Genomic DNA, 14,842 nt, shown 5'->3' on the forward strand with positions numbered 1-14,842 from the left:
TTTGCATTGATAGTGCCGGCACGCACGCCTGCACAGTTACGACAGTTACAGTTCCACTGAGGAAAACCGCCGCCAGCGGCTGAGCCTAATACTTGTACTTTCATTATTTTTCTTCTTTATGACTGCCAGATTCCTGTTTTTAATAAGATGCAGCGTAACAGGAAAGTGGGCGGATAGCATTTAAGAGATCGCGAACGCGATTAGGGTCCTTCCAAGATAAATTACCCCGACAAAGGCCGGGGTAATTATAGAATCAAAAATAGAATTTTCTATTAACGATTTGCGAAGTACATAGTTACTTCAAAACCGATACGAAGGTCTGTGTAAGCTGGCTTAGTCCACATAATGCTTATCCTCTGTTTTTGTTATTTAAAAGGTGTATACCATAAACATAATAAGAAGGCTGACCCATATCATATATGGTACTTTGGAATTAAAAACCACCTCATTTCGTTTGAATGAGAGTCCTGTCATCCGTTCCATTAATTCACTATAGCTCTGAACATGAATTATATCAATATGCTACAGTCTGCAACAACAATCAGCGGCATTGACCGCCCCGTTAAATTCAACAACAAGGTCTATTAATAATGCCCACTATTCTTATTACTGGCTGTTCATCAGGTATAGGTTATTATTGCGCAAAAGCGCTGCAAGCTGATGGCTATCAAGTCTTTGCCACTGCTCGCCAGCAGGCTGATGTGGATCGCCTATTAAGAGAAGGTTTTAAAAGCATAAAACTAGACCTCCAAGATAGCGAATCTATTAGCTACGCCTTAGATTGGGTGCTTCAGCAAACCAACCAACTCGACGCCCTCTTCAATAATGGCGCCTATGGTCAGCCAGGTGCAGTAGAAGACTTGTCACGCAATACATTACGCCAACAGTTCGAAACTAACCTATTCGGCACACATGAACTTACCTGCAAAGTAGTTAAACAGATGAGAAAGCAAGGACATGGGCGAATCATTCAAAACAGTTCGGTTCTAGGCCTTATTACTATGAAGTATCGCGGTGCGTATAACGCCTCGAAATTTGCACTAGAGGGATTAACCGATACCTTAAGGCAGGAGCTTTCTGATACCAATATAAAAGTCAGCCTCATTGAACCTGGCCCTATAGAGAGCAGCTTTAGGAAAAATGCCCATATTGCTTTCACTAATAATATAGATGTAGAAACAAGCGCGCATAAAGATATATATACGGCAGTACAAAGACGATTAGCCAAAGAAAAGTCTGCACAGAAAAAAGATGCTTTTACCTTAGGCCCTAATGCCGTTTACCTTGCTTTAAAACACGCCTTAGAGAGTAATCGACCAAAACCCCGCTATTACGTTACTTTTCCTACTAAGTTATTCGCGATACTACGAAGAGTTCTTTCTACAAGAGGCTTAGACTGGGTACTCAATAAAATATCTAATAGTGAGAACAAATAAAAAAGGCGATCCGAAGATCGCCTGCACAGAGCTAAGGGCAATACACTGTTAAACCTTTACGAAGTTATCAAGCCATTTTCAGACATAACTTCTTCAATGACCGATAAACTAACAGGATCATCGATAGTAGAAGGGACCGTGTAATCTTGACCATCTGCTATCTGTCGCATCAATTTACGTAAGATTTTTCCTGAGCGAGTTTTTGGTAAGCGATCAACAATCACCGCGCGTTTAAAACAAGCAACCGCACCGATCTCTTTACGCACTAATGCAACAAGCTCTGATTCTAGTTGCTGACCGTCAATATCAACGCCATTTTTCAGCAAAACAAATCCTATGGGCTGCTGCCCTTTTAATGGATCATTGATACCAATAACCGCACACTCAGCTACAGCAGGATGATCGGCAACAATCTCTTCCATTTCACCTGTAGATAAACGATGACCAGCGACGTTAATAACATCATCGGTACGCCCCATAATGAAAACATAGCCATCTTCATCTTTATAACCGCCATCGCCAGAGCAGTAGTAACCAGGGTAGTCAGTTAAATAGCCTGTACGGAAACGCTCATAATCACCCCACACCGTTGGCAAACAGCTAGGAGGTAGCGGTAATTTCAAAGCTATAGCACCCTGCTCACCCGCTGGAAGCTCATTCCCATCAGGATCAAGAATCTGAACATTGAAACCTGAGATAGGAACAGTCGCAGATCCTGCTTTTGGTGGAAGCGTTTCAATACCGGTCATATTGCCACAGATCGCCCAACCGGTTTCGGTCTGCCACCAGTGATCAATAACAGGCTTGCCTGTTACTTCCATAGTCCAATGATAAGTTGGTGGATCTAAACGCTCGCCAGCCATAAAGACTGTGTGGAGATTAGATAGATCGTAATTTGCGATTAGCTTACCTTCAGGGTCTTCCTTCTTAATCGCACGGAAAGCTGTTGGCGCAGAAAAGAGCACTTTAACTTTATACTCTTCACAAACACGCCAAAACGCACCTGCATCAGGTGTCCGTACAGGCTTACCTTCATAAACAATTGTCGTACAACCAGCCAAGAGAGGGCCGTAAACAATATAAGAGTGACCTACAACCCAACCCACATCGGAAGCAGCCCAGAAAACATCACCCGCTTCAACGTTATAAATTGATTTCATAGAATATTTCATGGCAACCGCATGGCCACCATTATCACGTACAACACCTTTAGGCTTACCTGTAGTACCTGATGTATACAAAATATAAAGTGGGTCGGTACCTTTAACTGGCACACAATCCGCTGGCTCTGCATTTGCTACTGCTTCTTTCCAATCGATATCTCGACCTTCAATCATTGTGGCTTTAGCTTCTGGGCGCTGTAATATCACACAGGCAGAAGGCTTGTAGGCAGACTTTTCAATCGCCTCATCCAGCATGGGCTTATATTCAATAACTTTTGAAATCTCAATGCCACATGAAGCAGAAACAATCACTTTCGGCTCAGCATCATCAATTCGCACTGCTAACTCATGGGGCGCAAAGCCACCAAAGACGACAGAGTGGATAGCCCCTAAACGAGCAACGGCAAGCATCGCAACTAAAGCTTCAGGCACCATTGGCATATAAATAACAACACGATCGCCCTTCTCTACACCTTGAGCTTTAAGTACGCCAGCAAACTTAGCGACTTCATCACGCAACTCTAAAAATGAAATTTTACGCTTCTGTCCAGACACCGGTGAATCATAAATGATCGCCGTATTATCGGCACGACCATTCTCCACATGGTAATCAAGAGCAAGATATGCGGTGTTAAGCTCACCATCGGCAAACCAGCGATCTATTCCATTCTCATCTTTGGAAAGAATTTTCTCTGGTTGCTTATACCATGCTAGATCCTGAGCTTTTTCACCCCAGAACGCTTCGGGTGTATTTATAGATTTTGAATATTCTGCCTGATAGGACATGTGCTAAGGCCCTTTATTATAAAGTTAACGATCGGTTATTTTTAGCAAGCTTATAATTATTGTAGACACTTGCTTTGATTTATACGCACACTTTATCTGACTTTATTGTAGATTAATCTACTACAAAAGGTTTATTTGCTACTGCAGCAAGGAGTAATAATGAACTACTGATGGTTATCAAAGCCCCATTTTACAGGAGCAGAAAGACAGATTGTCGACAATATATAGAAACCACTACTATACGAAAGAATGATAAAACGATTAATTTTCGCGGCCGCAAACAAAAAAGCGCTACTCTAAGGAGCAGCGCTTTAAAAGATAGATCAATATATCTAAAGCTTATTCAGGATAGATTCTAGGCTCTATTTTCAGCTTAACATCAAACTGTTTTCTAACTGAAAGGGAAATATCATCAGCTAGTTTAAGCAGATCAGTAGCAAGGCCTTGCCCATAGTTTACTAACACTAAGGCCTGTTTTTCGTATACACCAACCTCGCCCACTCGACAGCCTTTCCAGCCAGCTCGATCAATTAACCATCCTGCAGCTAACTTAAAATGACCGGCTTTATCTGGATAAGCAACAATATCTGGAAACTGAGCTTTTAAACGCTGATAAGTCGATTCAGTGACAATCGGATTTTCAAAAAAGCTGCCCGCATTGCCTAATTCAGTTGGGAGTGGCAGTTTGCCCATGCGGATATCACATACCGCTTGATAAACTTGATAGGCACTAGGCTCAACAATGCCTAAAGCATCTAAATGATCTGCAATCCCTTTGTATCCAATTTTAGGAGTAAAAATCGTGCTCAAAGCAAAGCGAACGGTCCAAATAATATAACGGCCTTTAGCGCCTGATTTAAAGAGGCTATCCCTATAGCCAAATTGACATTCCTCTTTGCTTAACTGCACCAGCTCTTTGTTAATTCGGTCGTACGCCGTCAAGCTATGAAAACAATCAGCGATCTCGACACCATAAGCGCCTATATTCTGCACGGGAGCCGCACCAACACTCCCTGGGATTAGGGCTAAGTTTTCAAGGCCATGCAGCCCCTTTTGCAATAATTGGGTAACAAATCCATGCCAATTTTCACCTGCCCCCACCTCAACAATGGCGGTATGTTCATTATCAGCAAGAATATTTAAACCTTGCTTTGCAACAGACAAAACTGCGCCAGGAATCTTTTCTCTAAAAACAAGGTTGCTTCCGCCCCCTAGAATAAGTAGCGGCCAGCCATTTTTTTCTACAGCATCTAATGCCAACTCTAAATCTGCAATTTGATCCACTTCCGCAAAATGATCCGCGACGGTAGGAAAACCAAAGCTATTTCTATGGGTCAGATCAATATCTTTTTGCCACTGCACTCTCATAGCTCCTTTTGAATATGCTGTAACAAACCAGCCGATGCAGATTCAATAAGGTCGAGTACATGTTCAAAGCCACCCTCACCACCATAATAAGGATCAGGCACTTCATCTACTGGCAGCCCAGTAAAATCCAGAAACAACCCCACATAAGCCTTAGCGCCTTCAGGGCATATAGACTTCAGATTAGAGAGGTTTTCATTATCCATCGCCAGCACATAATCAAACTCGTCAAAATCAGCACTAATCACCTGACGCGCACGCAGAGATGACAAATCGTAACCACGCTGTTTTGCTGCCGCGATGGATCTTGAGTCCGGCGGATTACCTATGTGATAAGCAGCAGTACCGGCAGAATCTACATAAATTTTATTATGAAGCCTCTGCGTACTGACCAACTGCTTGAAAACACCATCCGCTGTCGGTGAGCGACAAATATTACCAAGACAAACAAATAGAACCTTCTTCATCTATTACAGGCCTTGCTCAAGTAAACGTCTAAGACGCTCTAGATCTTCTGGAGTATCAACCCCTGCCGGCGGTTGTTCATCCGCTTCAGAGACATGTATGCGTGCGCCGTTCCACATAGCTCTTAACTGCTCGAGGCATTCAGTTTCTTCAACCGCTGCGGGTGACCATTTAACAAAGTCATTCAGCAGTTTAACGCGATAAGCATAAATACCAATATGGCGCTGCCATGGAAAATCTCGCGGCATAGACGACCTTGAGGGGTCGCCAGCAAACTCATTACGTGGCCAAGGGATTGGAGCACGACTGAAATAAAGAGCCATTCCTCTTATATCAGAAACCACTTTGACAACATTAGGGTTAAGTAAACTTTCAATATCAGTAATAGGTTCACTCAAAGTCGCAATACTTGCCTCAGGTTCTGCTTTTAAGTTGTGTGCAACCTGATTAATAATTCGAGCTGGGACAAGAGGCTCATCACCCTGAACATTCACAACAATATCATCAGCGTAGAAACCTAAATCAGAGACTACCTGTTGTAAGCGGTCAGTTCCTGAAGGGTGATCTGCTGATGTCATGCAGACCTCAGCGCCAAAACCAGAGGCTACATCAGCGATCTGTTGATTATCTGTAGCAATGAGTACTCGACTGGCTTCACTTTCACAGGCTCGTTCATAAACATGTTGAACCATTGGTTTACCTTGCAGATCAGCAAGGGGCTTGCCGGGAAAGCGCGTTGACGCAAAGCGCGCAGGTATGATGACAGCAAAACTCATGTAATTACCTTACTTACTTTCACGTTCTTCTAAAGTTAACTCTCGCGCTTCTGTTTCAAGCAATACAGGAATATCATCACGGACCGGATATGCCAAACCACTCGCTTTTGAAATAAGCTCTTTTGTTTCTTCATTGTATTCCAAAGGCGTTTTCGCGACAGGGCATACCAAAATATCTAACAATTTCTTATCCATTACGTTTATTACCCTTCTTATTCGCAATCTGTTTAAGTTGCTCGATTAATACTGACATAAAACTATCTGGTAGCTGAGCTGAAACCTCGAGATACCATGCATTCTTTAAATTTAGTGTGGATACCTTCACAGCATCCTTTTCCGTCATAACGGTTACACCATCAGCGAAATTAAAATCACTCTCGCTAAATGAATAATGATCCGGTTTTGGGTAGCCTGAAACCTCTGCACCCACTATCGATTTTAACGTATTAAAAAAGCGCTGAGGATGACCTATACCCGCCACCGCATTAATTTTTTTATATGGAAACTCATTGAACGGATAAGAACGACTCGACCCGCTATTCCAGCCACATGGATGAAAAAAGCAAGGCATCAACTGCATATCATAGGCAACAATCCCTTTAGGTAAAGTTGCACACTCTCCGCCATTGCTAACCACATAGTTTACATTCTTTAAGCGTAAAGGCTCTTCACGCAATGGGCCGGCAGGCAAGCAATGACCATTGCCTAACCCCCTCTCACTATCAACGACAGCAATCTCAATATCTCGCGCCAAGCGATAATGTTGCAAGCCATCATCGCTAATGATTAGATCACAGTCATAATGAGAGAGAAGATACTCCGCAGCGGATCGCCTATCAGCATCAATAACAACCGGACACTGACAACGGCGCTGCAGCATATAAGGTTCATCGCCTGATTCATCAGAAGAGACGGCAAGAGAAACATCAAATGGGTATTGAGGTGCTTCACTTTTATAGCCTCGACTAATAATTCCAGGCTTATAACCTTGCGCCCTTAACTGGTCGACTAAGTAAACGGTTAAAGGGGTTTTCCCTGTTCCACCTACACTAATATTGCCGACAACAATAACAGGAACTGGAGCGTCCCATTGAGAGAGCAGATCTCGCTTTTTTTTATGACCTGCTAGACACTTGAACAAAGCCTCTAAAGGTCTTAAAAAAATAGGCGCCGGTGCTGTACTATACCAGCGCGTTTCAAGCCAACTCATTCGCTGTCCGGATCTCTAGTTGTAATACTTAGCTTACTAAAACCAAGTTGCCCTGAAACATCCATAGCAGTAACAACCGACTGATGTGGTGTCTTTGCATCAGCTGTAATCACAAGAGGCATATCTCGCTTCTCACCTGACAGCTCTTTTAATGCCCGTCGTAATGTTGCTGCTTGAGTATTCACTAGAGGCTTACCATTAACACTGTAATTCCCCTCATCCGTGATTAAAATCTCTAAGATTTGCTCTTCTACAACACTTTTATCTCCCGATGCCTGCGGAAGATCAACTTCTAAATGAGTTTCTTTTGTAAACGTTGTTGAAACCATAAAGAAGATCAGTAGCAGAAAAACCACATCAATCAGTGGAGTCAGGTTTACATTAACCTCTTCCCGTTTTTGTCTAGGAAATCTCACACTATTATCCCTTACTCAACATCAATATCACGTTCACCGTGCATGACTTCTATGAGTTTTACGGTTTCCTGTTCCATCGTAATCACTAAGGAATCAATTCTTCGCTGAAAGTAACGATGGAATATTAAAGCTGGAATTGCGATCGTTAAGCCAGCCGCCGTAGTGATCAAGGCTTCGGAGATACCACCGGCAAGAACATTGGCATTACCTGTACCTTGAATCATTATTTCGGTAAACACCTTAATCATACCAATAACTGTACCTAGCAGGCCCAAAAGTGGAGTAATTGCCGCAACAGTACCTAAGGGATTAAGAAAACGTTCAAGATCATGGACAACCTGCCCTGCTGCCTCTTGAATACTTTCTTTCATTATCTCACGACCATGAGAAGCATTATTCAGCCCAGCGACAAGAATCACACCCAGAGGGCTACTATTTTTAATATCTCTTAACCGCTCAGCAGTGATATTACGTTGTTTGATTAACGCCCATACCTCAGCCAACAGTCCTGCTGGGGCAACTTTACTGGGACGCAATGTCCACAGGCGCTCTAAACAGATAGCTAAGGCAATAATAGAACATGCTACGATTGGTATCATCAACCAACCACCTGATTTTAAAATTTCAAACACAGTAATTTCTCCTTTAACTGCGCCGTACTCTATCACATTGAATTAATCTATCTCCAGAAGCGTTTTTCATCTTTGCGCATTGTTGTTGTACTACAGGCTTGCCCCGCTTCGGATTTCAATAATACAGCCCCATCTATAGCCGTTGTATAGGTATGCGCTGCATAGCTTTTTGCGCGCCTAACAACCTCCGGGTGTGGATGATTAAATGCATTTCCATAACCCGCGCTAAAAATAACATGCTTAGGTAAGGTTGCGGCTAGAAATGTATCAGAGCTGGACGTCCGACTGCCATGATGGGAAGCAACTAACCAAGTTAATGGTTGATCTATTTTAAGCCGCTTATGCTTTAAAACCATTTTAGATTCTACAGCCTTACCAATATCGCCTGGTAGTAATAAAGAACAATCCCCGTTAGAGATAAGCAACACGCAAGAACGATCATTATCATTACGACCTTTAGATCCGGATAAAAACTCAAAATCCACTCCCTTAATTCGCCATCTCACACCCTCTTTACAGGTTCTTATTTTTTGATGAGTGGGATGAAATGAAGAATAAATAGTTTTGATATCAACCCATTGCTTGATCTTAGCGAAACCACCTACATGATCATTGTCATTATGACTCAAGACCATGTAATCAAGTTGTTTGATTCTCTCTTGCTTAAAATAGGGTAAGACTGCTCGCTCAAATGCGGATAAACCAGAAGGATAAGCAGCGCCTGTATCATATAAAACTCTATAATCCCCCACCTCGATTAAAACACTAAGCCCTTGGCCAATATCAAAGACAATAGCTGAGAAGCTCTTATCATCGACTGTTTTCTTTTCATCTACAGAATCTATAAAAGGTTCATGACTGAGCAAAGGTAAAAAACAAAAAAAAGCTAAGTATTTAGGTACTAAGCCCGATGGCATGATCAAAATAATCACTCCGATTGCCGCAAAGACAATAGCCTCGAGACTAGGATTATCGATTGCTAAGTAGGCCCAAGCCTGATCTGCAGACATATCAACAAGTGTCCAAAAGAGATCAACTAAAACAGACTCAAACTCGCTTAGAAGTGGTATTGAAAAACCTGAAAAGATCAAATTAGCCGCAATAATAACAATTAGAAAAGAGACTAAAGGAATAGCAATGATATTTACTAAAGGAGCAACTAAAGACACGCCGGAAAAGAAATACAGGTAAAAAGGCAACATACCAATCAGCAATAAAAACTGAATCTTTATAATGCTATACCAGCGTATAGGCTGCTGGCCAAACCAGATAAGCAGTGCCACAGCAGAGAAAGATAACCAAAACCCCATCTCGAGAACCGCTAAAGGCGAAAATATAAGCACACAAACTAAAGCTAGCCACCAACGCTGCCAAATATCGATATACCATTTCAATAACCCTGACAGCATAAAGACGAGCACCATAATAAAAGCGCGCTGGGTCGGAACCTCCCCACCTGCAATTTGCATATATAAACCAGCTGAAATAACGGATAAAAGGTAAGGTAAATAATAAAGACGTGGAGTAAACGCTGACAGTATACGACCCAGCCACCAACCAACAAGGGCAATAAAACCAATATGTAATCCACTTATAACCGCCAGATGTACCGTTCCGCTTTCTCGCAGCTTATCCCAATCATCTTGCGATAGATTATCTTTATAGCCTGTGACTAAAGCTTGAACTAAAGCCCGATCCCTTGGTTCTTCATACCTGCTCTCTATCAACTTATTTATAGCGTAGCGTAAACTCGTGATTCCCTGATCTATATAACCTTCTGAACCAAGAAATTCTCGAACATAACCCGTGGCATCTATTTTATGCGTTAACAACCAGCGCTCATAATCAAACCCAGATGGATTAACTAAACTATGGGGAGGCTTTAGCCTAACGATTAGTTTAATATACTGCCCAGGTATGAGATCTTTAGTAGGCTTATACCAAGCCAGCTTTAATAAACGGACATTAAGATCTGTTATGGCATTTGCTTTTTGAATACTTATTTGTGAATTTGCCGATAAGCGGAGTAACTCCATCGACTTAACATCTAAGTTAAACCTAATGACTCCCTCCTCAACATTAGGAAGGCCTACTAGCTTGCCCGAAACAACCCAGTCAGAGCGCAGTAATTGATCGGGTAATTTATGAGAAAGCTGCCAATGACCCCAGCAGGATGCATAAAGAAAAGCAGCACAACAGTAGATGAAAAATGGCTTATAAGAAGATCCACCATAAAAAGCGTAGACCAGTGTTAAAAGTGCAATACAAATGCAACCAGCGATTGGTATAACTTGAGGCTGCCATGCGGCGCATAAAAAACCGACAGCAATTGCGATCATCCTTGATCTCATGCTTAACTTTCCTTGGCTTAGTTAAGAGCAGCGGGCATAATGCCCATTACGCTCGTTTGCTAGCCCATAATAAGTAAGTTAGATAATGCCACGCAAACTTATAAGAAAATACATGCCAGATGAAGCGAAACTCAAACAGCACAAATATTTGAGTTGGCTTGGACACTACCTTCATGAACCTAACCTTTGGCACCTGAATCGCAAATCAGTGGCTAGAGCTTTCTTTGTGGGTTTATTCTGCGCATTTCTGCCAATTCCACTTCAGATGCTTGTCGCTGCTGTTATCGCCATTACTGTGCGTAGCAACCTGCCTATATCGGTTAGTTTGGTTTGGCTAACAAACCCATTCACTATTCCACCTATATTCTACTTTAACTATTTGGTCGGTAGTTTTTTGATTGGAGACCCCAGTAGCTCAATCCATTTTGAAATGAGTATAGAGTTTTGGGAAAGTGGCATATCACACATTTGGTGGCCCTTGCTTTTAGGCTCTGTGCTATCGGGGCTGTTCTTTGGTGTTATAGGCTTCTTTACCGTCCATGGCTTATGGACTTGGCATGTAAACCACAACTGGAAAAAGCGGACTAAAAGGAATAAATAAACAAAAAGAGAAAAGTATTAAACACGCTATTTAACAAGCTATGATCATCTTTCTACCAGTGCCCCATCCACCAATTCAAGTACTCGCCCTGTTCTTTTTGCCAGTTCAGGATCATGGGTTACCAAAGCAAAAGCTATATCATAATCTTGATTTAAACTATCAATTAGCGTTTGAATACTCGCTGCAGTATTTCTATCTAAGTTACCTGTAGGTTCATCCATTAGCACTACCGCAGGCTTACCTATAAGTGACCTTGCAATAGCAACCCGTTGGCGTTCGCCACCACTCAATTGTGATGGTTTATGTGAAAAACGATGGGATAAGCCTACGGAGTTCAAAACGGCTTCTGCTTGTTCCACGACCTCTTTCATCGGCATGTTGCGCATCAATAGAGGCATCGCAACATTTTCCAAGGCAGAAAATTCAGCCAATAGGTGATGGAACTGATAAACAAACCCTAAGGTTTCATTGCGCACTTTAGCTCGTTCAGATTCATTACCAGAGTGAAGATTCCTTCCCGCTACAAGCACTTCTCCTTGAGTAGGCTCATCAAGCCCCCCCAATATATTTAATAACGTACTTTTCCCTGAACCAGAAGACCCAATAATCGCTAACTGCTCACCTCGATGTAGCGAAAAATCCAACTCAGATAAAACGGCGACTTCGTTACCTGCATCTTTATAGATTTTTGATACAGCTTTAGCTTCAAGTACAATATTTGAAGAGCAATTATCTTTACTCATAGCGCAAAGCCTCTGCGGGATGTGTTTTGGCAGCTCGCCATGCAGGATAAATCGTTGCGAGGAAACTAATAACAAGAGCGGTTACAGTAATAACGCCAACATCTGGCCACTGTAAATCTGAAGGCAGATAGCTAATAAAATAAACATCTGCATTTAAAAACTGAATATTAAATGTCTGCTCAACCCAAGCAATGAGATCTGAGATGGTCAGCGCCAAAGTAACACCAAGCAATGTACCTAATAGAGTTCCTAAAATTCCGATAACTGTACCTTGAACCATAAAAATCCGCATGATTCGTCCCGGAGTAGCACCTAAGGTCCTTAATATAGCAACATCCGCTTTCTTATCGGTAACGACCATCACTAGTGTTGATACGATGTTAAAAGCCGCCACTAAAACGATCAAAAACAGTAACAACCCGATCATACGTTTTTCAAGCTGAATCGCTTGAAATAAATTGCCATGAGTTCGTGTCCAATCACTTGAGCTATAATAACCCGGTAGCCCAGCAGCAATCTCTTTGACCTTACTAGGAGCAGAAAAAAGGTTATCAAATTTAAGACGAATACCATCTACCCCTTCCCCTAGACGTTTAATCTTAGCCGCATCCTCAAGATTAATATAAGCAAGGTTTGCATCAAGCTCCGCACCAACGGAAAAAATACCCACGACAGTAAAGCGCTTTAAACGAGGAACAACACCCGCGACACTAACAGACGCTTCTGGAAGGACTAATGTTACTTTATCCCCTACTCTGGCCCCCAAATAACGAGCAAGAAGATCACCTAAAACAATCCCAAACCGTTGTTGATTCAACGCCTCTAAAGAACCCGAAGTTATATGATCACCAAGAATAGAAACCTTTTGCTCAATTAATGGATCAATACCATTAACCAGCGCTCCGCGTACAACACCACTATTAGTTAGCATACCTTGCGCTTGGATAAAGGGCGCTGCGGCAACAACATCAGGATGCTGGGAAAGCTGTTCAACCAACACTGGCCAGTTTTCGAGCGGCTTACCGTAAGCGCTAATTGAGCCATGCGGTACCATACCGAGAATTCTCTGTTTCAGCTCACGGTCAAAACCGTTCATAACAGAAAGAACAACGATCAGCGCAGCAACTCCGAGCATCAAACCAAGCATCGAAGCCAATGAGATGAAAGAGATAAAGTGATTGCTTCGCTTTGCAGCGGTATAGCGCAATCCAATAAATAGGGATAATGGTTTAAACATGGCGCGATTAAACCACAGAAAACCTACTGTGTAAAAAGTTTACACTGTTAATTTATAATGACACAAAACATAGCTAACTACCTGTTTAATAAAAGCAAACTAGTGATAACCCCACAATAAAACCAGCATAACAAAAACCTCTTATGGTGGTGCTTTTCTTATCATTTGTACTTATACTCGATGAGAAACAACTAAGACCGATGAGGGTTCATCAATGCAGGAACAAGACCGCCGCCAGTATTTCCGAATAGACCAACGTGTTTCCTTGGAACTGAAGGTCATTGATGAATCAGAGATTGAACATCACCCAAGCCCTACTCAATTCGGTGTTTCTCCAAATTTCTTGTTACTAAGCGAACTTCAAGAGATAGATACACAAAGCCAGCATCTACTGCGAAAAATATCTGAAAAGGATAGTAATGTAGCGTCTTTCCTACAAATCATGCACGATAAAATCGAGCGTATTGCCCAAGCGATCGCTTCAAATGAGATGGTCATTAGAAATTCAGCTATACAAGAAGTTAACCTGTCAGAAGGTGGTATTCAGTTCAGGCACAAAGAGCCATTTAATGTAGATAGTTTCTTATCGGTTAAACTAGTCTTCCCTGAATCTTGCTTGGGGCTACTTATATATGCCCAATGTTGCCGCAGTGAAGCTATGGCTGATGGTAGTTTTATGACGGGGATAGAATTTATCAAAATGCCTGAAAGCTGCCGTATGATTTTGGCTCGTCAAATTTTTGAGAGCCAAGCCCGATTAAGACAACAAGAGCCTGAATCACCCGCTGAAGAAAATTAAATGAGCAAGCGTTGCGAAACAGAAACCTTAGTCAGGGATTTTGATCACCTCAATCAATGTTTAAAGCAGTTTCGCACGCTACTGCTTCAGTATAACGACAAAAATAAAACTCAGCATTGGATACTATCTAACCATCAATCGTCAGTGTCGCTACTCGATGTTGCGGACACGCTCACCAATATTTGGCACCTACATAAAGGAGATGGGCGAAAAACAGATAACCTATATGGTTTAATTGGTGTTCCCCTTGAGCTTATCCCGGTTATTCATCAACTCAACCAAACTAAGACCAACTTCCAAAATTCAGTGAAAATATTTAGAGATCAGGTAGGTGATCCTTTATCTGTATTAAAGAAGCGTTCCGAACAACTAAATATTGAGCTCAAAAACCAAGGCTTAGCACGTTTACACTTAAAACAGTGTTATCGCCTTTTTCCTGTATTAGACAGCACTCCTGCAAAGGTTGCGTTTAGCTGGTATACCAGTGGCAGAAGTATCAAAAAAGTCTCAGTTGCAACCGCTGAAAAAAAGCTCCTTAAGATGGATACCTCTCAATTACATATACAGCTTCAGCTTGAAGCTCTCGCTAAAATACCCCAAACAGAATCCTTGGCTCAATTACAGCCACAAGTACCTTTGATGCGTGCTAATATCTTATGGAAAGATAATGAACAATTGCTGCGCAAAGCGAGAAACGCCCCCTTGCCTATTTTCTTTCCATTAGATGATAAAGAAAATTTTCCAGAATATAATGTACCTAGTTTAACCCCACCCGAAACGCGAAAACGTCAGCAACGTAGTGATCTGATTATTGATCCGGAACCCTACTTGCCAAGCTTACGCATACACCGTTACAGATGAT

The 14,842-nt window shown here is 42.0% G+C and carries 16 protein-coding genes and 1 pseudogene; 4 read left to right on the forward strand and 13 right to left on the reverse strand.

Features of this window, described 5'->3' with window-relative positions:
• A pseudogene (locus tag Q4486_RS03815) lies at positions 1-104 on the reverse strand (pyrroloquinoline quinone biosynthesis protein B); the annotation flags it as partial.
• 168 nt (positions 105-272) lie between these two features.
• A complete protein-coding gene (pqqA, locus tag Q4486_RS03820) occupies positions 273-344 on the reverse strand; it encodes a pyrroloquinoline quinone precursor peptide PqqA (protein WP_003243383.1) in 72 nt (23 codons plus the stop codon).
• A gap of 246 nt (positions 345-590) precedes the next feature.
• Between pqqA and Q4486_RS03825 the strand changes: the two genes are divergently transcribed.
• On the forward strand, positions 591-1,436 hold the full coding sequence (locus Q4486_RS03825; RefSeq protein ID WP_303518385.1) for an SDR family oxidoreductase: 846 nt from the start codon (positions 591-593) through the stop codon (positions 1,434-1,436).
• Positions 1,437-1,492: 56 nt separating this feature from the next.
• Here Q4486_RS03825 and Q4486_RS03830 read toward each other — a convergent pair whose 3' ends face one another.
• From Q4486_RS03830 to Q4486_RS03870, 9 genes are all read right to left on the reverse strand, one after another.
• Positions 1,493-3,385, reverse strand: coding sequence for a propionyl-CoA synthetase (locus Q4486_RS03830; protein ID WP_303419461.1), 1,893 nt, complete (start codon positions 3,383-3,385; stop codon positions 1,493-1,495).
• A gap of 339 nt (positions 3,386-3,724) precedes the next feature.
• Positions 3,725-4,747 carry a UDP-N-acetylmuramate dehydrogenase gene (murB, locus tag Q4486_RS03835; protein WP_303518387.1) on the reverse strand — a complete coding sequence of 341 codons (1,023 nt, stop codon included), beginning with the start codon at positions 4,745-4,747 and terminating at the stop codon, positions 3,725-3,727.
• 2 nt (positions 4,748-4,749) lie between these two features.
• A complete protein-coding gene (locus Q4486_RS03840; protein WP_303518390.1) occupies positions 4,750-5,217 on the reverse strand; it encodes a low molecular weight protein-tyrosine-phosphatase in 468 nt (155 codons plus the stop codon).
• 3 nt (positions 5,218-5,220) lie between these two features.
• The gene (gene kdsB, locus Q4486_RS03845; RefSeq protein ID WP_303518391.1) at positions 5,221-5,991 is read right to left on the reverse strand and encodes a 3-deoxy-manno-octulosonate cytidylyltransferase; all 771 of its coding nucleotides are present in this window, start codon (positions 5,989-5,991) and stop codon (positions 5,221-5,223) included.
• 9 nt (positions 5,992-6,000) lie between these two features.
• Positions 6,001-6,186 (reverse strand): Trm112 family protein, encoded by a 186-nt coding sequence (locus Q4486_RS03850; RefSeq protein WP_067867440.1) that lies wholly within the window; start codon positions 6,184-6,186, stop codon positions 6,001-6,003.
• Positions 6,179-7,201, reverse strand: coding sequence for a tetraacyldisaccharide 4'-kinase (gene lpxK / locus Q4486_RS03855; protein WP_303419449.1), 1,023 nt, complete (start codon positions 7,199-7,201; stop codon positions 6,179-6,181). The genes Q4486_RS03850 and lpxK overlap by 8 nt, the downstream gene beginning before the upstream one ends.
• Positions 7,198-7,617 (reverse strand): biopolymer transporter ExbD, encoded by a 420-nt coding sequence (locus Q4486_RS03860; RefSeq protein WP_303419446.1) that lies wholly within the window; start codon positions 7,615-7,617, stop codon positions 7,198-7,200. The genes lpxK and Q4486_RS03860 overlap by 4 nt, the downstream gene beginning before the upstream one ends.
• Positions 7,618-7,628: 11 nt before the next feature.
• The gene (locus tag Q4486_RS03865; RefSeq protein ID WP_067867431.1) at positions 7,629-8,249 is read right to left on the reverse strand and encodes a MotA/TolQ/ExbB proton channel family protein; all 621 of its coding nucleotides are present in this window, start codon (positions 8,247-8,249) and stop codon (positions 7,629-7,631) included.
• A 47-nt stretch (positions 8,250-8,296) separates the two neighbouring features.
• Positions 8,297-10,600 (reverse strand): DNA internalization-related competence protein ComEC/Rec2, encoded by a 2,304-nt coding sequence (locus Q4486_RS03870; protein WP_303518394.1) that lies wholly within the window; start codon positions 10,598-10,600, stop codon positions 8,297-8,299.
• Positions 10,601-10,685: 85 nt separating this feature from the next.
• Between Q4486_RS03870 and Q4486_RS03875 the strand changes: the two genes are divergently transcribed.
• Positions 10,686-11,201: a DUF2062 domain-containing protein gene (locus tag Q4486_RS03875; RefSeq protein WP_303518397.1), complete on the forward strand. Its 516-nt coding sequence runs from the start codon at positions 10,686-10,688 to the stop codon at positions 11,199-11,201.
• Positions 11,202-11,245: 44 nt separating this feature from the next.
• Here the strand turns inward: Q4486_RS03875 and Q4486_RS03880 are convergent, their stop codons facing one another.
• Both Q4486_RS03880 and Q4486_RS03885 read right to left on the reverse strand, forming a co-directional pair.
• Positions 11,246-11,944 (reverse strand): ABC transporter ATP-binding protein, encoded by a 699-nt coding sequence (locus tag Q4486_RS03880; RefSeq protein WP_303419437.1) that lies wholly within the window; start codon positions 11,942-11,944, stop codon positions 11,246-11,248.
• Entirely contained in the window at positions 11,937-13,181 is a 1,245-nt protein-coding gene (locus Q4486_RS03885) for a lipoprotein-releasing ABC transporter permease subunit (protein WP_303419434.1), read from the reverse strand. Before Q4486_RS03885 ends, Q4486_RS03880 begins: the two co-directional genes overlap by 8 nt.
• 214 nt (positions 13,182-13,395) lie before the next feature.
• Between Q4486_RS03885 and Q4486_RS03890 the strand changes: the two genes are divergently transcribed.
• Both Q4486_RS03890 and Q4486_RS03895 read left to right on the forward strand, forming a co-directional pair.
• On the forward strand, positions 13,396-13,980 hold the full coding sequence (locus tag Q4486_RS03890) for a PilZ domain-containing protein (RefSeq protein ID WP_303518398.1): 585 nt from the start codon (positions 13,396-13,398) through the stop codon (positions 13,978-13,980).
• Entirely contained in the window at positions 13,981-14,841 is an 861-nt protein-coding gene (locus Q4486_RS03895; RefSeq protein WP_303518401.1) for a DNA replication terminus site-binding protein, read from the forward strand.
• The last annotated feature ends 1 nt before the right edge of the window (position 14,842 follow it).

The sequence above is a fragment of the Neptuniibacter sp. 2_MG-2023 genome (genome assembly GCF_030547495.1).
GTDB lineage: Bacteria > Pseudomonadota > Gammaproteobacteria > Pseudomonadales > Balneatricaceae > Neptuniibacter.

Excerpts from the sequence above, each read along its gene's own strand:
- Q4486_RS03870 (WP_303518394.1), bottom strand. The coding sequence starts at position 10,600 with ATGAGATCAAGGATGATCGCAATTGCTGTCGGTTTTTTATGCGCCGCA.
- Q4486_RS03895 (WP_303518401.1), top strand. The coding sequence starts at position 13,981 with ATGAGCAAGCGTTGCGAAACAGAAACCTTAGTCAGGGATTTTGATCAC.
- Q4486_RS03885 (WP_303419434.1), bottom strand. The coding sequence starts at position 13,181 with ATGTTTAAACCATTATCCCTATTTATTGGATTGCGCTATACCGCTGCA.
- Q4486_RS03850 (WP_067867440.1), bottom strand. The coding sequence starts at position 6,186 with ATGGATAAGAAATTGTTAGATATTTTGGTATGCCCTGTCGCGAAAACG.
- Q4486_RS03890 (WP_303518398.1), top strand. The coding sequence starts at position 13,396 with ATGCAGGAACAAGACCGCCGCCAGTATTTCCGAATAGACCAACGTGTT.
- Q4486_RS03840 (WP_303518390.1), bottom strand. The coding sequence starts at position 5,217 with ATGAAGAAGGTTCTATTTGTTTGTCTTGGTAATATTTGTCGCTCACCG.
- Q4486_RS03875 (WP_303518397.1), top strand. The coding sequence starts at position 10,686 with ATGCCACGCAAACTTATAAGAAAATACATGCCAGATGAAGCGAAACTC.
- Q4486_RS03830 (WP_303419461.1), bottom strand. The coding sequence starts at position 3,385 with ATGTCCTATCAGGCAGAATATTCAAAATCTATAAATACACCCGAAGCG.
- kdsB (WP_303518391.1), bottom strand. The coding sequence starts at position 5,991 with ATGAGTTTTGCTGTCATCATACCTGCGCGCTTTGCGTCAACGCGCTTT.
- Q4486_RS03825 (WP_303518385.1), top strand. The coding sequence starts at position 591 with ATGCCCACTATTCTTATTACTGGCTGTTCATCAGGTATAGGTTATTAT.
- Q4486_RS03880 (WP_303419437.1), bottom strand. The coding sequence starts at position 11,944 with ATGAGTAAAGATAATTGCTCTTCAAATATTGTACTTGAAGCTAAAGCT.
- lpxK (WP_303419449.1), bottom strand. The coding sequence starts at position 7,201 with ATGAGTTGGCTTGAAACGCGCTGGTATAGTACAGCACCGGCGCCTATT.